Source organism: Microbulbifer marinus (genome assembly GCF_900107725.1).
GTDB lineage: Bacteria > Pseudomonadota > Gammaproteobacteria > Pseudomonadales > Cellvibrionaceae > Microbulbifer > Microbulbifer marinus.
This window is the reverse complement of sequence record NZ_FNQO01000003.1, coordinates 302,179-321,337: the sequence shown is the minus strand read 5'-3', so window position 1 is coordinate 321,337 and position 19,159 is coordinate 302,179. Positions and strand designations below refer to the sequence as shown.

Here is a 19,159-nt window from a genome sequence, read left to right as displayed (position 1 = left end):
ATGGGATATTCAAAAACTGAAGGGCAGGGCGCTTTGCGCTCTGCCTTTATTGCTTTTCTGGTGATGGGTTTGGCCGCCTGGGCGCTGTTGGTGCCGGCGGCCCACGCGATAACCGAGAGCGATTACCGCCTCGGTTCCGGGGACAAGATCCTGATCAATGTCTACGGCGAAGACGATCTCACCGTTGAAACCCAACTGAGTGACAGCGGCGCGGTGAATTATCCGTTCCTCGGCGAGCTCAAGGTTACCGGCATGACCGTGGCGCAGCTGGAAGCGCGTATCGTCCGCGGCCTGAAGGGCGATTACCTGGTGAATCCGAACGTGCATGTTTCGATTCTGGAGTATCGCCCCTTCTTTATTAACGGCGAGGTGGAAAAGCCGGGCGGTTATCCGTATCAGCCGGGGCTGACCATCAGCAAGGCGGCGGCGCTGGCCCAGGGTTTTACCGAGCGCGCCTCCAAAACCAAGATCTTTGTTATCCGCGGCGACGATCCGAGCCAGACTCCGGAAAAGGTGGACCTGAATACATTGCTGCGCCCGGGCGATGTGGTAACCGTGGAGCAGAGCTTCTTCTGAGGTAAACAATGAACGCGCAAATTAACTCCATCAATCAGGAGCGTTTACTTCAGGAAGAAGTTATCGACCTGCGCCAGTACTGGCGCATTGTCGATCGATTCAAATGGCGCATCGCGGCGCTGTCCGTTGCCGTTGCGATGCTGACCGCGATGGTGGTGTTCTCCATGACACCCCGCTACCAGGCCACTGCCACGCTGATGATCGAGGCGGAGCAGGCCAAGGCCCTGTCCATCGAGGAAGTGTACGGGCTGGATTCCAGCCGCAAGGAATACTTCCTGACCCAGTTCGAAATCCTCAAGTCCCGCAAGATCGCCGAGCGGGTGGTCGAGCGCCTGGAGCTGACAAGCCACCGGTTGTTCGACCCCGAACAACAAGAGCCGTCGCTGAAAGATGAAGTAAAAAGCTGGCTGCCGTTCCTGCCACAGCAGGAACCACTGAGCGAAGAAGAGTTGGCCGAGCGTAAGCTTGAAAGTGTTACCAGTGCCGTGAGCGCAAATCTGACGGTTTCCCCGGTGCGCAATACCCAGCTGGTGAAAATCACCTTCGAGTCCGAATCCCCGGAGCTGGCTGCGCAGGTGGCCAATACCGTGGCGGAAGTGTTTATCGAGAGCCACCTGGAAGCCAAGCTGGAGATGACCCAGCAGGCGACTTCCTGGCTGAACAGCCGCCTCGACGGCCTGCGCGTGAAGCTGGAGGCCTCCGAGGCAGAGCTGCAGGCGTTCCAGGAATCCGAAGGGCTGGTGGATGTAAAAGGTGTGCAGGGGCTGGCGGCGCAGGAACTGAATGAAATCACCACCCAGCTGATGCAGGCGCGCAAGGAAGTGAAGCAGGCGGAGAGCATTTACCAGCTGGTGCAGACGCGCGGTAACGATATCAATGCGCTGGCCAACCTGCCGGAAGTCCTGAACCATCAGGTGATTCAGAACGTTAAGCAGGCGGAAATAGAGGCGCAGCGCAAGGTCTCCGAACTGGCGCGCCGCTACGGCCCGAAACACCCGAAAATGATCGCCGCCCGCGACCAGCTGGAATCCGTACACAGCAAGCTGCGCAGCGAAGTGCGCCAGCTGGTTGCCGGTATCCAGAACGATTACGATGCGATCAAGTCCAACGAGCGCGCCCTGGAGCGTGAACTGGCCCAGGCCAAGAACGAATACCAGCATATCTCCCGCAAGGAAACCCGCTACAACGAGCTGAAGCGGGAAGTGGATGTGAACCGCCAGCTGTACAACGCCTTCCTGACCCGTTTCAAGGAAACCAGCGAGACCTCGGATTTCGAGGCGGCCAACGCGCGCCTGACCGACCCGGCGACGCCGCCGCGCGTGCCGGCCAAACCGAAGAAGAAACTGATCGTGGCGCTGGCGCTGGTGGTCAGTGCGATGTTCGGTGTGATGCTGGCCTTCCTGATGGAAGCGCTGAACGATGGCATCCGCAACCCGGAAGACGTCGAGAACAAACTGGGCCAGCGCATGATCGGCCTGCTGCCCTGGGTGAAACACGACAAGGAACAGCGCCTGAGCCTGGCGACCTTCTTCGAGAGCAGTCAGCACAGTTTCTCTGAAGCGGTGCGCACACTGCGGACCAGCCTGGTGCTGTCCCATCTGGAGAAGCCGGCCAAGGTGATTTCCGTGACTTCGTCTGTGCCCGGCGAGGGCAAGACCACCGTGGCGGAAAACCTCGGCTTCGCGCTGGCGCAGATGGAAAAGGTCATTCTGATCGACGCCGATATGCGCCGTCCGTCCGTGGGCAAGGATTTCGATCTGCCGGTTTATCACCCGGGCCTGTCCAACCTGATTGCCGGTAGCAATACCCTGGCGGAGTGTGTTTATTCCGACGAGAAGAGCGGTCTCGATGTAATGCCGGCCGGTGCCGTGCCACCGAATCCGCAGGAGCTGCTCTCTTCGCCGCGCTTTGCCAAGGCATTGCAGGTACTAATGGACAAATACGATCGGGTGATTATCGATACCGCGCCCGCACAAGTAGTTAGTGATGCGCTGATCGTCTCCCGTGTTGCCGATTCGATGCTGTATGTGGTCAAGGCCGACAGCACGCGCCAGAAGATGATCACCAACGGTATCGGCCGCCTGCTGCAGGTCGGCGCCAAACTGGATGGTGTGGTGCTGAACCAGGTGGATACCGATTCCAAGGCCAGCTACTACGGCGAGTATTACGGCTATGCCGGCGACTATAGCTACGGCGACCGGACGGAACAGGATCACGCTGCCGCAGCCCAGGCTCAGTCCAAGAAGGGGGCAGCTGCAAAAGATCTGGAAGTTGCATGATCGATCTGCACTGCCACCTACTGCCGGGCATCGACGATGGTGCCCGCGATCTGGACCAGGCCCTGCGCCTGGCCCGGATGGCGGTGGCTGACGGCATCACCCACTGTGTGGCCACGCCGCATATCCACCCCGGCCGCTACGAAAACTCCCTCGCCTCTATTACCGAAGTGTTCACCGCGTTCAAGACGGAACTGGAGCGCGCCGATATTCCGCTGCAACTGGGTATGGCGGCAGAAATCCGCCTGTCGGAAGAAATTCTCACTATGGTGGCCGGCCGGCAGGTGCCGTTCCTGGGCAGCTGGCAAGGCGATCGGGTACTGCTGCTGGAGCTGCCCCACAGCCATATTCCCCCCGGTGTCGAGCAATTGATTCGCTGGCTGCAGACGCAGAAGATTCGCCCGATGATCGCACATCCGGAGCGCAACAAGGATGTGCTGCGGGATTTCAACAAGGTGCTGCCGCTGGCGCGCCTGGGTTGCCTGTTTCAGGTAACTGCCGGCGCCGTGGCCGGCGATTTCGGCGAGGGGCCGATGCAGCGCGCGCGCCAGTTGCTGGAACGGGAGCTGGTGACGATTCTCGCCACCGACGCGCACCACGAAGTGCGCCGCCCGCCGGTACTGGAAAAAGGCCGCCGCGCCGCGGAAGCGGTTGTCGGCGAATCGAAATCCTGGGAGCTGGTGCGCCAGATCCCGGGGCGCATCGCCGCCAGCCATTTTGTGATTGAGAACGATGAATACCGAAGCCGCGCCTAAGCGACATCGACACCGACACGGGCGCCGTACTCGCTGCACCCCCTGGTACAAGGCCTGGTATGCGAAGACCTCGCCTGCCCGGCTGGCAGTGACTGCGCTGCTGCTGGTTGTGCTGTGCGGCCTGTCGGTACACGCGGGCTCGCTGGGCCTTGCCCACCTGCAGGTGATCCGGGTAGAGAACGATCTCATGCGCTGGCAGCAGAGCGGCAAAGTCTCCTCTCCTGAAGCCATGCAAAACGCGCTGACCGCCATCGACCGCGCCATCGCGCTGCACCAGGACAATCCCTATCAGCTGTCGCTGAAGGGGCGCCTGCTGGAATGGCGCGCCTTTTCAACCGGCGGTGATGCCGCAGCTGCGGATTACGGCGCCGCACTGGACCTCTACCGCCGTGCCGCCGCCCTGCGCCCGCTGTGGCCCGATTCGATAGCGGAAATGATCAATGTAAAGCTCAATCTGCAGCAGCTGGACGGCGAACTCGGCGGGTTGATGGAGCGGGCCGACCGGCTCGGCCCCTATACCCCGGCGGTACACGCGGCGATCGTCCGTGCCGCTTTTGCCTCGGGGCAGCATGACAGCCCGCTGTTACAGCGCCACTTGCTGCGCGGCCTGCAGGACCACCGCAGCCGCGGCCAGATGCAGGAACTGACACAGCAATACCGCCAGGAATCCACCGCCTGCGATCTGCTGGCACAGGCGCCGGAACCCAAACCGTCGCTGTCGTTCTGCGATAATCAGGGACTTTCCACCAACAATTGATCGATGTTGGCGTAGTTTGTTTCTTTCCTGCTGATGCCTGCTGCCGTCTGAAGTTATTCCCCCGCTCGAATCTCCCCTCTCTCTCCGAATCATGTTGGTAATCCCATGCGCCAACAGGTTTTCAACGCGGCACGAGTCACCACGCCAGTTTGGGTTTCCGATAAGCGTATTTAGTTTGTTAAGGCTATACAGAAAGGCACCACATAGGTGCGCGGCGACAATTTGGGCGCCTGTTAGCTATAGCCGCGGTGTTTCAGTGAGCTCCGGAATTTATTTCATGAGAATAATGGTTGCTGGCGGCACGGGATTCTTCGGTCGTGCCGTGGTGAGACTTGCTGCTGTAGATCGGCCATTGCGGTTCCGGTGCGCTTCCCGCTTGCGCGGCGACAGTACGCGACTTCGGTGGGAAAAATGAATTACAGGCGAGAAATTGACGGGTTGCGGGCTGTTGCGGTTCTTCCTGTCATTCTATTTCATGCCGGGTTTGCATGGTTTTCCGGCGGGTATGTTGGGGTTGACGTATTTTTTGTAATCAGTGGTTATTTGATCTCCACGATTCTAATCCGGGAAATTGATGAGGGTAGATTTTCCATTGCGCAGTTCTACGAGCGTAGAGCGCGGCGGATATTGCCCGCACTATTTTTTGTATTGCTATGGTGTATTCCTGCAGCATGGGTGTTGATGAATGTGCAGGAATTTCAGGACTTTTCCCAGTACCTGATTGCCATTGTCTTTTTCTCTTCCAATATCGTCTTTTGGCAAAAGTCGAACTATTTCGCCCCGGCAGCTGAAGAGAATCCGATGCTCCATACCTGGAGCCTGGCGGTGGAAGAGCAATTCTATATCTTCTTTCCCATTGCCTTATTGCTGTTGTGGCGCTTTGGCCGCAATCGCATTTTTATCCTGATTGCTGCGTTGTCGATATTGAGTTTCCTTTTGTGCGAATATGGGGCCAGATATCACCCCAGGGCCAACTTCTATCTCCTTCCAACCAGGGCCTGGGAGCTGGGAGTTGGCGCTATTTGCGCGTTTATCTTGATTGATAAGAAAAGAGAAAGCTCAATTCTATCTGCCCTTGGCCTGGGCCTGATTCTGTTTGCGGTATTCGCATATGACGAGTCGATTCCTTTTCCGTCCGCCTATACGTTGACCCCAGTTGTTGGGTCAGTCCTGATCATCCTGTTTGGTGCGCCATCAACATTCACTGCGAAGATTCTGTCTGCCAGGTGGCTGGTCGGAATCGGCCTGATTAGCTTTAGTGCCTATTTGTGGCACCAGCCTCTATTTGCGTTTGCTCGTTTAGGGAGCATCAATGAGCCGTCGGCGCAATTGATGGCCTTTCTTGCGATAGCCACAATACTGCTGGCGTACTTGACATGGCGTTATATCGAGAGGCCTTTCAGGGTCAAAACCATTCCTGTGCTTTCCTCTCGGTCTGTAATTTTTGCAATGGCAGGGACGTGTTCCGTTGTCTTCGCCTCTTTTGGCCTATATGGACACCTTGCTGGAGGTGTTTCCGGCAGGATGTCGGGCGATCAGTTTGCGAGATGGACAGAAATCCGGGCCCTGGCAACGAAGAGATTTGAAGCGATAAGGGCAGGAGAATGTCATTTCAATCCGGTCAGTGAAGTAAAAAGAATTGATGTATTTATCTCTAATTGGGATTGCGATGGCAGCGAATTAGGTAAGCCCCATATGGCTGGGGTCGCAGTATTTGGTGACTCGCATTCCGCAGACAAGGCGGCGGCTATTCGCTCCATGGGTTACGATATTTTTCAGGTGGGTGGTGCCGGGTGTGCATTGCTTTCAGAAGCGTATTATAAGGAAGTTGATTATTGCATTCCGCTTTTCGACAAGGTTATTGCGGAAAGTGAGAGTAGGGGTGTGCAAACGATAATGTTGGCACATCGTTTTGAAGGCGAGGAATTGAGCGCTGATTATATCAAGCGAGTCGTAGACTTCTGGGGGGCTCATTACGAGAATATATTCATATTTTCCCCTATGCCCGAGTTTCGTCGATTAGACTCCATTTACGCTTTTTATGGCCCGGAAAGTGTCTCCAAGATAGTTCCGGATTTTTCATCTTATGACGCATTTAATACCTCGATGGATAAACTTGGAAAGCTCCCTGGGGTGCAGGTTATAGATACCGTTAAATTATTCTGTGGGGAGGGCGGTAAAGCTAATTGTGCCGCCATCCAGAATGACAATCTGATGCTCGTCGATGCAGAGCATTTAAGTGAATACGGAATGCACGTATTTGGCGAAAGGCTCCTTGCGGCGTATGACGGCCATGCCCAAATTCTCTTCAAGTCCGCTGGAAAGTGATATCAAGTAGTTTCGGGCAGTGCCTGCCATCCCAACCATGACAGTCTTGATGGGCAAGCTCGAACCATTCAGTCGGGCTGTACTCACGGCGATTGAAAGTGGCGATCTTGCTGAAGGTCCATTTGATGGCCATGTGTCCCGGCGCATCCACTGGGGGATCTTCGGGATCATTCATGTGCCGGAACCATAGAAGGCTCGAACTGCAGTTCTCGCAGGAAAATCACTGGTATTGATTTGCCCTGCGCCTGATCTACTCATTCCTTATGGGCTCGACATCTGATTCCTCTTCGTGAAAGCATTCCAAACCACTGGTCTTAGAGCTGTGACTTTCTGCGTCACAGATTCGCCGACTGCCCGCCGTGACTGAGTCCAAGTCAAAGATTTGGAATCAGAAAGTTCCGAGCTCGGCACCGGTACCAACATTACTTTTTCCCTTATGGAGGCGCAGTTTGTTTGTTCGGGCTATACAGAAAGGCACCACATAAATACGCGGCACCAAGTTAGGCGACCTTTTTTGCCTCGGTCGCGGTGATTCGGTGATTTATGGAACTTTGCCCATGAGAATAATGGTTACAGGTGGCGCCGGATTTATCGGGAGCGCCGTTGTTCGTTTTCTGCTGAAGCAGACCAGCCATGTCGTTCTGAATATCGATGCCCTTACCTATGCCGGTAGTCTCGCATCGATTCCGCCGGTTGCGGATGGCCGCTACCTGTTCAGGCGCACGGATATTCGTGATAAAGACGGTTTGGAACAGCTGTTCGAGTCATTCCGTCCGGAGGCAGTGCTGCATCTGGCGGCGGAAACCCACGTGGACCGATCCATAGACAGCCCCGGTGATTTCATCACGACAAATGTGGTCGGCACCTGCAATCTTCTTGAGGCGGCGCGCCACTACTGGAATTGCCTGCCCGCAACGGCGCGCGATCGCTTCCGTTTTCTGCACATCTCCACCGACGAGGTATTCGGTGATCTTGGCGCGCGCGGCTATTTCACAGAAAAAACAGCCTATGCGCCGAGTTCACCCTATTCCGCCAGCAAGGCCGGCAGCGATCACCTGGTGCGGGCCTGGTACCGCACCTACGGCTTGCCGACACTCATCACCAATTGCTCCAACAATTACGGGCCTTATCAGTTCCCGGAAAAGCTGATTCCGCTGACGATCCTCAATGCGTTGGCCGGCAAGCCGCTGCGGGTCTATGGCAATGGCTGTCAGGTGCGGGACTGGCTCTATGTGGAAGACCACGCGAGGGCCCTGTATCGAGTGCTGACCCATGGGCGCGTGGGCGAAACCTACAACATAGGCGCTGCCTGCGAACGCAAGAACATCGACGTGGTGAAAGCCATCTGTGACATTCTGGAGACGCTGGCGCCGCATAAACCGGCAGGTGTGGGTCGCTACGAAAACCTGCTGTGTTTCGTGCAGGACCGGCCGGGGCATGATCGACGCTATGCCATCGACGCCCGCAAGATCGCGCGGGAGCTTGGCTGGGAGCCCCAGGAAAATTTCGAGTCAGGCCTGTACAAGACGGTTGCCTGGTACCTCGACAACAGCGACTGGCATCACTCAGTGGGGCACGGCTCTTACTTCGGCGAACGTCTGGGCCTGCCGCAGGATAGCGCCGTGCAGGAGGTGCACTGATGAAGGGAATCATTCTGGCCGGCGGTAGTGGCACCCGGCTGCTGCCGATAACCGGTGGCGTATGCAAGCAGTTGTTGCCGGTCTATGACAAACCGATGATTTACTACCCGCTGACAACACTGATGCTGGCGGGTATCCACGAAGTGCTGATTATCTCCACCCCGGAAGATACCCCGCGGTTTTCGCAGATGCTCGGTGACGGCAGCCAGTGGGGGATGAACCTACAGTATGCGGTGCAGTCTTCCCCGGATGGCCTGGCACAGGCCTTTTTGATCGGCGAGCAGTTTATCAATGGCGAGGCCTGCGCGCTGATTCTGGGGGACAACCTGTTTTTCGGTCAGGGCCTGACACCGGCCCTGGAGCGCGCGGCGCAGAATCATCGCGGCGCCACCATCTTTGCCTATCCGGTGAAAGACCCGCAGCGGTTTGGTGTAGTGTCTTTCGACGAGTCGGGGCGGGCCTGCGACATTGTCGAGAAACCGATACATCCAAAATCCCGCTACGCGGTGACCGGCCTCTACTTTTACGATGAAAAAGTTGTGGACCTGGCCAGGGAGGTGAAACCCTCTTCGCGCGGTGAGCTGGAAATTACCGATTTGAACCGCTTTTACCTGGAAGCTGGTGAACTCAATGTTGAAGTGTTGAGCCGCGGTGCGGCGTGGCTGGATACGGGTACACACGATTCTCTGCTTGCGGCCAGCCAGTTTGTGCAGACCATCGAGCAACGCCAGAGCCTGAAAGTCGCCTGCCCGGAAGAGGTGGCCTGGCGTAAGGGATGGATCGACAAGCAGCAGTTGCAGACACTGGCGGGCACGCTGCTCAAGAGTGGTTATGGCGAATACTTGTTGGATCTTCTGGAATATTGAGTTGATTAATGAAAATCACCGAGACTTGCCTGCCTGGCGTACTGCTTGTTGAGCCAAAATTATTTGGTGATAGCCGCGGATTTTTTTTGGAGACGTTTCAGGCCGAGCGCTATCGCGCCGAGCTGGGAATCGATGTCAGTTTCGTGCAGGACAACCATTCTCGCTCGATATGCGGTGTACTGCGAGGCTTGCATTTCCAGCAGGAAAAACCGCAGGGGAAACTCGTGCGCGTCGCGCGTGGGCGGATCCTGGATGTGGCAGTGGATATAGATCCTGACTCGCCCACTTTCGGGTGTCACGAAGCGTGTGTTCTGAGTGATGACAATCAACGGCAGCTGTGGATCCCGCCCGGCTATGCACATGGCTTCGCGGTACTGTCGGCGATCGCCGACGTGGAGTACAAGTGCACCGAATATTACGACCCGGGCGACAACTCCGGGATAGTATGGAACGATCCGCAGTTGGCGATCGACTGGCAGCTGGAAACCCCCATTCTGTCGGATAAAGACGCCGTCTTGCCAACACTGGCACAGTACGTCAGCCGGATTCGGGAAGAATCCCTGTCGTGAAGATTCTATTGTTTGGCGCTACCGGCCAGCTCGGCACGGAATGCCGGAAAGTTTTCCAGCAGGCGGGCTGGGAGTTGCTGGCGCCCAGTAGAAACCAGGTGGATTTCAGCAAGCCGGAAACGGTTGCGCTCGCCGTGGAGCGCCTGCGCCCGCAGCTGGTGGTCAATGCCTGCGCCTATACCGCTGTCGACAGGGCCGAATCGGAGCCGCAGCTGGCAGGGCTGGTCAACGGTGTCAGTGTCGGCAGGCTGGCATCCGCCTGTGCCGCTTTGCGGATCCCCACTATCCATATTTCCACGGACTACGTATTTGATGGCCGTGCCGCCAGGCCGTATCGCGAGACCAGCGCCGTATGCCCGTTGAACAAATACGGGCACAGCAAACTGCAGGGCGAGCAGTTGCTGCGCCTGTATAACCGGCGGCACATACTGTTGCGAACCAGCTGGGTGTTCAGCGCGCACGGCAACAATTTTGTGAAGACGATGATCCGTCTGGGCGAACAGCGAAGCGAGTTGAGCGTGGTGGGGGATCAGGTCGGTTGCCCCAGCTATGCCGGAGATCTCGCCGTTATCATTGGTCATCTGGTCGAGCGCTATCAACGCGACTGGCAGCTGCCCTGGGGGACTTATCATTGCAGCAACGCTGAACCCTGCAGCTGGTATGACTTCGCGCAGGCCGTGATGGCGCAGGCTGTCGTCTGCGGGCTGCTGGAACAGCAACCACAGCTGCACGAAATCACCAGCGCTGAATATCCCTTTGTCGCCGCAAGGCCTGCCTATTCGGTGCTGGACTGTAGCAAGCTGGAGACGCTGCTGGAGACGCCAATTCCCAGCTGGCGGCGGGGCCTCGAGCGGGTCTGTGCCGACCTTGCGGGGGCGGTGAGGGCGGCAGCTCAGGAGGTAACCCGCGGTGGTGAGCGGCCAGTCACGGTGAAGTAGTTCAGTGCGGCGACCCCTGCGTTTTGGTTAAAAAATATACTGTTATGTCTGGCCGAACCTGTTAGACTGCGCGGCCTTTTGTCCCCGGCCACACAGGGCCCCCGAAACGGGACATCAGCCAATTTGGGTTACAGACCTCCTCGCCACAGGCCCCTGTACTGCGTTGAACGAGCTTGAGATAGCGGGTGCTATTACTGGGCTCTTCTCCACGCCCAGCAATATTTGACGGTGAGCTATGGTTAGCCCGATGGGCACATGGCTCCCGCACGGCCCCTTTGTAAAATCAAGTGAACTCCGAAATGACCGATACCCCCAATCCCGTTGGCTTTGACCAGCTGGGCCTGCCGTCCGACATCCTTACCGCAGTCCAGAAGCTGGGTTACGAGACGCCTTCGCCGATTCAGGCACAGACCATTCCTTCCCTGTTAGAGGGCCGCGACGTGCTGGGCCAGGCGCAGACCGGCACCGGCAAGACCGCCGCCTTCGCGCTGCCGATGCTGGCGCAGCTGGACCTGAAAGACCGTCGCCCGCAGGCGCTGGTGCTGGCGCCGACCCGCGAGCTGGCGATCCAGGTGGCCGAGGCCTGCCAGTCTTATGCCGCCAACCTGAAGGGCTTCCATGTGGCGCCGATCTACGGCGGTGCCGACTACCGCGGCCAGATGCAGCAGCTGAAACGCGGCGTGCAGCTGGTGGTGGGTACGCCCGGCCGGGTCATGGACCATATGCGCCGCGGCTCACTGGACCTGTCCAACCTGAAGACGCTGGTGCTGGACGAAGCCGACGAAATGCTGCGCATGGGCTTTATCGACGACGTGCAGTGGGTACTGGAGCAGATTCCGGAGGAGCGCCAGATCGCGCTCTTCTCCGCCACCATGCCGAAGGAAATCGCGCGCATCGCCCGCGACCACCTGGAAGATCCGGTGGAAGTGAAGATCAAGGTCAAGACCGAGACCGCCGAGACCATCCGCCAGCGCTACTGGCCGGTGGGCGGCCTGCACAAGCTGGATGCGCTGACCCGCATCCTGGAAGCGGAGCCGGTGGATGCGACCATCATCTTCGTGCGCACCAAGAACACCACCGTGGAGCTGGCAGATAAGCTGGCCGCACGCGGCTTTGCCAGCTCTGCGCTGAACGGCGATATGGCGCAGAACCTGCGCGAGCAGGTGATCGACAAGCTGAAGAACGGCAAGCTGGATATCGTCGTCGCCACCGATGTGGCGGCGCGCGGCCTGGATGTGAAGCGCATCAGCCACGTGATCAACTACGACATTCCCTACGATACCGAAGCCTATATCCACCGTATCGGCCGCACCGGCCGTGCCGGCCGCGAGGGCGATGCGATCCTGTTCGTGGCGCCACGCGAGCGCCGCATGCTGCGCATCATCGAGAAGGCCACCAAGAAGCCGATCGAACAGCTGGAACTACCCAGCGCCGCCCAGGTGAACAGCGCGCGTATGCAGCGTTTCCGCGAGCGCATCACCGGCACGATGGAAGGCGGCACCGATCTGGCGCCGTACCGCCAGCTGGTTGAGGAATACCTGGCGCAGACTGAGGCCGATCCGCTCGACGTCGCCGCCGCACTGGCTGCGATGGCCCAGGGCGACCAGCCGCTGCTGGTCAAGGAAGTGGAACGCAAGCCGCGGGCGGAGCGCGACAGAGACGGTCGGCGCGAGCGCCGCGAGCGCGATGACGACTTCGAGGGCCGCGGCCGCAAGAAGGGCGGTTACGAGAAGGACAAGAAGATGCCGCCGCCGGACGAGGGCATGGAGCGTTTCCGCATCGAAGTTGGCCGCGAGCACGGCGTGCGCCCGGGCAACATCGTTGGCGCGATCGCCAACGAGGTGGATCTGGAGAGCTCCTATATCGGCCGCATCGAGATCTATCCGGATTACACCACCGTGGATCTGCCGGAGGGGATGCCGAAGGAGATCTTCCAGCACCTGAAGAAAGTGCGTGTGTCCGGCCGGGAAATGAAAATTTCCAAATTCGCCGAGCAGGGCGGCGGTGGCAAGCCGCGCGGTAAACCGGTCGCCAAGCCGAGAAAACGCAAGCCGCAGCAGTAACAAAAAAACGGGCCAGTGGCCCGTTTTTTTATGCTCTGTCGTCATTCCGGCGAAAGCCGGAATTCAGTGCTCCGGTGGCGATTCTGGATACCGGCCTGCGCCGGTATGACGATTTCTTGTTGCGGGGCCTCTGGATCGCCCCGCCTAAATTTACTCCGCAGCAATCAGCTGCTCTTCACCCACGGCAGCATATGCCGCAGCGTGTCATCGCGCGTGACGAAGTGGTGCCAGAGCGCACCGCAGATGTGCAGTACCAGCAGTGCCAGCAACGCGTTCCACAGCAGTTCCTTGTGCACAAAGGCGATCTGCTTGGCGACATCGATATTTTTTTCGACAAACGACGGCAGGTTGAACAGCCAGAACAGCGGGGTTTCCTTGCCGGCAAACTGCCGCATCGCCAGCCCGGTCAGCGGCATGCCAAACATGGCGACGTAGAGCAGGGCCTCTACCAGCAGCGATACCGGCCGCTGCCAGCGGCTGCCGTAGAGTTTCGGGCGCGGGTGGGTTGCGCGCCAGTAGAGTCGCAGCATGGCCAGCAGCAAAACGGTGAAGCCGATGGAAAAATGCAGGTACTCCCACCACTCCCGCATCGGCTCGCCTTTCTCGTAGAGCTCGTGTAATTCCACGGATGCCCAGGCGCACAGAATCAGGATGGCCACCAGCCAGTGCAGCCCTTTGCTGACGGGATGCCATTTTTCCACTCGTTCGCTCATGCCGAATCTCCCTCTTTTCTTTGTGGCTTATCTTATCCAGTTTTTACTGCGGGATGTGGGAAAAAATCGTTGCGGCCTGTTGCGGCCATGGGCCGCTCATACAATTTCTCATTCTCACCTTCGTCATTCCGGCGCAGGCCGGAATCCACATGAAGTTCCGAGCAGCCTGGATGCCGGCTTGCGCCGGCATGACGAGTGAGTGATTAAACTGCGCGAATACCGTTCAGATTGGCGAAGCAGGTATCCCGCGCTGTCTGCAGAAAATCCTCCACATACGCCTGCTCCAGCATTTCCTCCCGTACGGCGGCGTAGAGTGTGCTCCACAATCCTTTTTCGCCCAGGCGCAGCTGCGCAACAAATCCTTTCTGAAGGTATTCATGTAAGGCCCAGTTCGGCAGCGCGCAGACACCGCGGCCGCTGGCCGCCAGCTGCACCATCATCACCGTCAGCTCGGCGGTGCGCACGTCGGCGGGCTCGACACCGGCCGGATCGAGGAAGTGCTGGAAGACATCCAGCCGCTCGCGTTCGACCGGGTAAGTGATCTGCACTTCGTCGGTGAGGTCTTCCGGTTTCACCCAGCGTTTGTCGGCAAGCGAGTGTTTGCGGCTGATGGCCAGCACCATTTCGAAACCGAACAGCGGCTGGTAGTGGATGCCTTTCTGTTCCGGATCCGGGTTGGACGTGACCACCAGATCCAGGTCGCCGCGCACCAGCGCCGGCAGCGGCGCGAAGTGGAAGCCGCTGGACAGGTCCAGCTCCACCTCCGGCCAGTCGTCCCGGTACTTGTCCAGCGTCGGCATCAGCCATTGGTAGCAGCTGTGACACTCGATGGCGATATTCAGGCGGCCGGCCTGGCCGGAGGCCAGCCGCGCCAGGTCACGCTGGGCCACCGCCACACGCGGCAGCACCTCGTCCGCCAGCTGCAGCAGCCGCAGGCCGGCGCTGGTAAAGCGCAGCGGGCGCGACTTGCGCACGAACAGCGGCTGCCCGTGGCGCTCCTCCATCTCCCGGAACAGGTGGGACAGGGCGGACTGGGTCAGGTGCAGGCGCTCGGCGGCACGCACCATGCTGCCGGTTTCGCGCAATATCGTCAGGGCCCTTAAATGCCGCAATTCAATCATCTTTAGAAATATTCATGTTTCTGGCAAAAAATATGAAATTGATTGAATAACAGCGTGCCCGCAGAATCAACCCCGATTTCGGATTCCACCCATGGGGGGTGGGTGAACAAGGAATGCATTGGGGAATTACAGATGGCTCAGACTCATATCCTCGGTTACCCGCGCATCGGCGCCGGCCGCGAACTGAAAAAGGCCCAGGAGGCCTATTGGCGTGGGGAAATCTCCCAGCAGGAACTGCTGGCGGTGGGGGCGGAGATCCGCCGCGGCAACTGGCAGGCGCAGCGCGACGCCGGCCTGGACCTGGTGACAGTCGGCGATTTCGCCTGGTACGACCAGGTGCTCAATCACACACTGCTATTCGGCGCGGTGCCGGCCCGCTTCCGGCAGGGCGCGGCGGACAACAAGCTCGACCAGTATTTTCGCGTTGCTCGCGGCCGCGCGCCGTCCGGCGAACCGGTAGCCGCCAGTGCGATGACGAAATGGTTCGATACCAATTACCACTACCTGGTGCCGGAATTCGCGGCCGAGCAGCAGTTCGCGCTGGACAGTGACTGGCTGCTGGACGAAGTGCGCGAGGCGCAGGCTCTGGGCCACAGCCCCAAGCCGGTGGTGATCGGGCCACTCACGTACCTGTGGCTGGGACGTGCGCAGGGCGAAGCGCTGGCGCTGTTGCCGCAGCTGCTGCCCTGCTACGAACAGCTGCTGCAGCAGCTGGCGGATACCGGGGTGGAATGGGTACAGATCGACGAACCCATCCTCGGCCTGGACCTGCCATCTGAGTGGCGCGACGCCTTCGCCGATACTTACCGCGGTATCCGTGCGGCAGCCCCATCGCTGAAGTTGCTGCTCGCCACCTATTTTTCGCCGCTGCGGGAAAACCTGCCGCTGGCCTTCGACCTGCCGGTAGATGGTGTGCATATCGACTGCGTGCGCGCACCAGAGGAATTGCCGGCGGCGGTGGCAGCACTGCGGCAAGAGCAGGTGCTGTCCGTCGGCGTGCTGAATGGCCGCAACGTCTGGCGCGCGGACCTGGCCAGGTGGCAGCGCGAACTGAAGCCGCGGGCGGATCAGCTGGGCGAGCGGCTGTGGCTCTCCGCCAGCTGCTCGCTGCTGCACTGCCCGGTGGATCTGGATACGGAAACCAAACTGCCGGCGGTGCAGCTGCAGAAGCTCGCCTACAGCCGCCAGAAGCTGGCCGAGCTGCAGCAATTACAGGCGCTGCTGCTTGGGGATATCGCGACCGCTGACACGGCTGCGGATTCTCCGTTGACAGACAAAGCGGTCATAGCGGAATTGCAAGATACCTGGCGCCCGCAATCCTACACGGAGCGCGCGCCACTGCAGCGCAATCGCTGGCAGCTGCCGCTGCTGCCGACCACCACGATCGGCTCTTTCCCGCAAACGGACCTGTTGCGCCAGGTGCGCAGGCAGTTCCGCTCTGGTGAGATCAGTGAACAGGATTACCTCGATCACCTGCGTGCGGAAATTGCCGAGGCGATCCGCCGCCAGGAGATTATCGGCCTGGACGTGCTGGTGCACGGCGAGGCGGAGCGCAACGATATGGTGGAGTATTTCGGCGAGCAGCTGGACGGCTTCGTGCACACCGGCAACGGCTGGGTGCAGAGCTACGGCTCCCGCTGCGTGAAGCCGCCGATCATCTTCGGCGATATCTCCCGCCCGCAGCCGATGACGGTGGAGTGGAGCCGCTACGCGCAGAGCCTGACCAGTAAACCGGTGAAGGGCATGCTCACCGGGCCGGTGACGATACTGAACTGGTCTTTCCCGCGCGAGGATATTCCCCGCAGCGAGAGCTGCCTGCAGATTGCCAAGGCGTTGCGTCGGGAAGTGCTGGATCTGGAAGCGGCCGGGATCGGCATTATCCAGATCGACGAGCCGGCCCTGCGCGAGGGCGTACCGCTGCGGCAGGCGGAGCACCAGGGCTACTTCGACTGGGCGGTAGCCTGTTTCCGCTATACCTGCAGCCAGGTGAAAGCGGAGACGCAGATCCACACGCATATGTGTTACAGCAACTTCAATGCGATCATGGATGCGATCGTCGCGCTGGATGCGGATGTGATTACGATTGAATCGGCGCGTTCGGATCTGCAGTTGCTGCGCGTCTTTTCGCAAGGTGAGAGGGCGGGCAAGAACGGTGGCTACCCGAACGAGATGGGTCCGGGCATCTATGATATCCATTCACCGAATGTGCCGGAGCGGCTGGAGCTGGTGGCGCGGCTGCGCAAGATAGCCGAGGTTATCCCGCTGGAGAAGTTGTGGGTCAACCCGGACTGCGGACTCAAGACCCGCAGCTGGGCCGAGGTGGGAACATCGCTGCTGAATATGGTGGAGGCTGCGCGCACGGTGCGTGCGGAGCTGGCCTGATCTCAAAGCACTCTCGTCATCCCGGCGTAGGCCGGGATCCAGTTTCCACTGGGTGCCGGCCTGCGCCGGCACGACGAGTGTTTTGAAGGGAGGCGGGGCGTCGCCCAAAAGCTACTTGGCGGCTACGGTCGTGGAGCCATTCAGTTTGAACGGAACCGACTCGTGGAACGGCTTGATGCCGAGCGCGCGGTACAGTTCATCCGGTCGATACAAGTTCTGTCCCTCGATCACCAGCGCGGTGCGGCGCAGTGCGCTGATATCCTCGAGCGGGTTGCCGTCCAGTAAAACCAGGTCCGCGTCCTTGCCGACATCGATGGTGCCGCTGTGATTCAGTGCGCCGACAATGCGGGCCGGTACCACGGTGGCGGTGCGCAGGACATCGGCGTTGGGGATACCCGCCTTGGCGTAGAGTTCCAGCTCGCGCAGCAGCGTAAAGCCGGGGATGCCATCGGTACCGGCGACCATCGGTACCTTGTGCTCATGCAGCTTGCGCACCATCTTCAGCAGCGCTTCGGCGGACAGGTCATAGTCGTCGCGGTGTTGTGGTTTCACGTCCAGCTCCGCACCGATAAATTGCCGGCGCACATTCACCGGCAGGTGGTCGGCGATATTGGCAAACTCCGGATCCAGCTTGCCGGGCTCGCGCAGCAGCATGGAGCTGAACACGGTGGTGGTGGTATCGACCACCGTGCCCTTGCGGGCGAGCTTGTCCAGGAACGCGGAAACCTCCTCGCTGTCCAGGTCCAGTTCGTGCGCATGCTCGCCCACTTCGGTAAAGCGCAGTTTCTTGCGCGTATCGATCGGCCCCATAAAGTTCAGGAACAGCATGTTGATATGCTGTATCTCGTCGAAGCCCGCATCCACGGCTTGTTCCGCGGTCATAAACGCGGGGATGTGGCCGGACAGGCGCAGCCCCTTGCTGTGAATATGTTTCGCCAGCGGCGCTATCCACTCGGGCTCCATCGAGCTGTAGGTCTTGATCTGCTGGTAGCCGCGTTCCGCGTACCAGTCGACGATCTCCTTGGCGTGCTCGAGGCTCTTGGCGGTCTTGCCCATGCGCATCGCATTTTCGCTGTCGCGATCCATAAAGCCTGCGCGGAACACATCGCCGCCGATCACCTTGTCGGATTCGAACAGCTCGGTAACGCGCATGATGTTTTCATGGGTGTTGCCGATATCGCGCACGTTGATGATGCCGGCGGCCATATTGAGCGCGCCGTCGGCGGGCGACAGGTGGCCGTGCATATCCCAGAGCCCGGGGATCAGGGTCATGCCGCGCCCGTTGATACGGGTGGCGCCGGCGAGGCCGATCGGGGCGGTGCTGATACGGGCGATCTTGCCGCCGCTGATCAGCACATGACGTTTCTCCAGCAGCTTGCCCGCCTCGACGTCGACCAGGTTGACGTTGCTGATCAGAATCGGCTTGGCGGACTTATGCGTTTGTTCGCTGGCGAGTTCCTGCAGGTAGGTGTCGGCAGCGTGAATCTGCCGCTCCTTCAGGCTGTCCAGATGCGACTTGTCCCAGCCCTTGCGCAGGATGGCAAACCAGCCCCCTTCGTCGGACGCGAACAGGTTGCCCTGTTCGTCGTACCAGGCGAACTGCGGGGTAAACGAGAGCCCGCTGATGCCGTAGAGAATTACTGTCTGCTCTTGCTCGCCCTGACGCAGGGTCACGGTGTCGAGCTGGCGCAGCTGTGCCTGCCCCTGGGGCAGCAGGCTGACCGTCCTGTCCTCATCCGCGAGCAGCGATTTGACCAGTTGGGCCTGCACCGCCAGCGTGGAATTTTTCGGAATATAGAACTGGGGGCCGGAGGATTTTGCGTTGCCGCGTTCGTCGGTGCTGCTCCAGCTGGCCACGCCATCCTGGATAGAGAACTTTTCATCCACCGGCGCGCCGAAGGGGCTGATGCCCTCGATATGCAAATCATTCGGCATCGCGGCGGCGCCGATGGTAAAGGTTTCCGTCAAATTCAGGCGCCGGTTGTTCCAGCCCAACTGCAGCTTGCCGGCAACCTTGTTGCCGTCCTGTTCGATTACCTCTGTACCCGCGACACCCTCTTTGTCGTAGAAAACATATTCGATGGTTTCCGCGTGCAGCTGGCTTGCGGCAGAGAACAGCATTGCCATAAGTACCACAGGAAGCGTAGAGATCTTCATCTGGAGTCCTTTTTGTTG

General features: G+C 59.4%; 15 protein-coding genes. 11 read left to right on the top strand and 4 right to left on the bottom strand.

Annotated features, from left to right (window positions below; genetic code table 11):
- From BLW36_RS13355 to BLW36_RS13335, 5 genes are all read left to right on the top strand, one after another.
- Window positions 1-576, top strand: coding sequence for a polysaccharide biosynthesis/export family protein (locus BLW36_RS13355; protein WP_211567207.1), 576 nt, complete (start codon window positions 1-3; stop codon window positions 574-576).
- Window positions 577-584: 8 nt separating this feature from the next.
- Window positions 585-2,855, top strand: a complete 2,271-nt coding sequence (locus tag BLW36_RS13350) for a GumC family protein (RefSeq protein WP_091389514.1) — start codon at window positions 585-587, stop codon at window positions 2,853-2,855.
- On the top strand, window positions 2,852-3,607 hold the full coding sequence (locus BLW36_RS13345; RefSeq protein ID WP_091389511.1) for a tyrosine-protein phosphatase: 756 nt from the start codon (window positions 2,852-2,854) through the stop codon (window positions 3,605-3,607). The genes BLW36_RS13350 and BLW36_RS13345 overlap by 4 nt, the downstream gene beginning before the upstream one ends.
- Window positions 3,585-4,364, top strand: coding sequence for a hypothetical protein (locus BLW36_RS13340; protein WP_139304894.1), 780 nt, complete (start codon window positions 3,585-3,587; stop codon window positions 4,362-4,364). The genes BLW36_RS13345 and BLW36_RS13340 overlap by 23 nt, the downstream gene beginning before the upstream one ends.
- Before the next feature lie 411 nt (window positions 4,365-4,775).
- The gene (locus BLW36_RS13335) at window positions 4,776-6,692 is read left to right on the top strand and encodes an acyltransferase family protein (RefSeq protein WP_091389506.1); all 1,917 of its coding nucleotides are present in this window, start codon (window positions 4,776-4,778) and stop codon (window positions 6,690-6,692) included.
- Here BLW36_RS13335 and BLW36_RS17215 read toward each other — a convergent pair.
- A complete protein-coding gene (locus BLW36_RS17215; protein WP_139304893.1) occupies window positions 6,673-6,867 on the bottom strand; it encodes a hypothetical protein in 195 nt (64 codons plus the stop codon). The two genes, BLW36_RS13335 and BLW36_RS17215, sit on opposite strands and share 20 nt — an antisense overlap.
- Window positions 6,868-7,249: 382 nt before the next feature.
- Here BLW36_RS17215 and rfbB point away from each other — a divergent pair, with 382 nt between their 5' ends.
- The 5 genes from rfbB to BLW36_RS13310 all read left to right on the top strand — a co-directional run bounded on the left by rfbB (window position 7,250) and on the right by BLW36_RS13310 (window position 12,768).
- Window positions 7,250-8,332 (top strand): dTDP-glucose 4,6-dehydratase, encoded by a 1,083-nt coding sequence (gene rfbB, locus BLW36_RS13330; RefSeq protein ID WP_091389504.1) that lies wholly within the window; start codon window positions 7,250-7,252, stop codon window positions 8,330-8,332.
- Window positions 8,332-9,198, top strand: coding sequence for a glucose-1-phosphate thymidylyltransferase RfbA (gene rfbA, locus BLW36_RS13325; RefSeq protein WP_091389501.1), 867 nt, complete (start codon window positions 8,332-8,334; stop codon window positions 9,196-9,198). The genes rfbB and rfbA overlap by 1 nt, the downstream gene beginning before the upstream one ends.
- Before the next feature lie 8 nt (window positions 9,199-9,206).
- Window positions 9,207-9,767: a dTDP-4-dehydrorhamnose 3,5-epimerase gene (rfbC, locus tag BLW36_RS13320; RefSeq protein ID WP_091389498.1), complete on the top strand. Its 561-nt coding sequence runs from the start codon at window positions 9,207-9,209 to the stop codon at window positions 9,765-9,767.
- Entirely contained in the window at window positions 9,764-10,705 is a 942-nt protein-coding gene (rfbD, locus tag BLW36_RS13315) for a dTDP-4-dehydrorhamnose reductase (protein WP_211567206.1), read from the top strand. The genes rfbC and rfbD overlap by 4 nt, the downstream gene beginning before the upstream one ends.
- Window positions 10,706-11,004: 299 nt before the next feature.
- Window positions 11,005-12,768, top strand: coding sequence for a DEAD/DEAH box helicase (locus BLW36_RS13310; RefSeq protein ID WP_091389493.1), 1,764 nt, complete (start codon window positions 11,005-11,007; stop codon window positions 12,766-12,768).
- Between the two features lie 164 nt (window positions 12,769-12,932).
- Here BLW36_RS13310 and BLW36_RS13305 read toward each other — a convergent pair whose 3' ends face one another.
- Together BLW36_RS13305 and BLW36_RS13295 are read right to left on the bottom strand one after the other, a co-directional pair.
- Window positions 12,933-13,481 (bottom strand): cytochrome b, encoded by a 549-nt coding sequence (locus BLW36_RS13305; protein ID WP_091389490.1) that lies wholly within the window; start codon window positions 13,479-13,481, stop codon window positions 12,933-12,935.
- Between the two features lie 203 nt (window positions 13,482-13,684).
- Window positions 13,685-14,602: a LysR family transcriptional regulator gene (locus BLW36_RS13295; RefSeq protein ID WP_091389483.1), complete on the bottom strand. Its 918-nt coding sequence runs from the start codon at window positions 14,600-14,602 to the stop codon at window positions 13,685-13,687.
- A gap of 132 nt (window positions 14,603-14,734) precedes the next feature.
- On the opposite strand from BLW36_RS13295, the gene metE reads away from it, so the two are divergent.
- Complete coding sequence (gene metE / locus BLW36_RS13290; RefSeq protein ID WP_091389479.1) at window positions 14,735-16,984, top strand: 5-methyltetrahydropteroyltriglutamate--homocysteine S-methyltransferase; 2,250 nt, start codon at window positions 14,735-14,737, stop codon at window positions 16,982-16,984.
- Window positions 16,985-17,095: 111 nt separating this feature from the next.
- Here the strand turns inward: metE and BLW36_RS13285 are convergent, their stop codons facing one another.
- A complete protein-coding gene (locus tag BLW36_RS13285; RefSeq protein WP_091389476.1) occupies window positions 17,096-19,141 on the bottom strand; it encodes an amidohydrolase family protein in 2,046 nt (681 codons plus the stop codon).
- Window positions 19,142-19,159 lie beyond the last annotated feature (18 nt).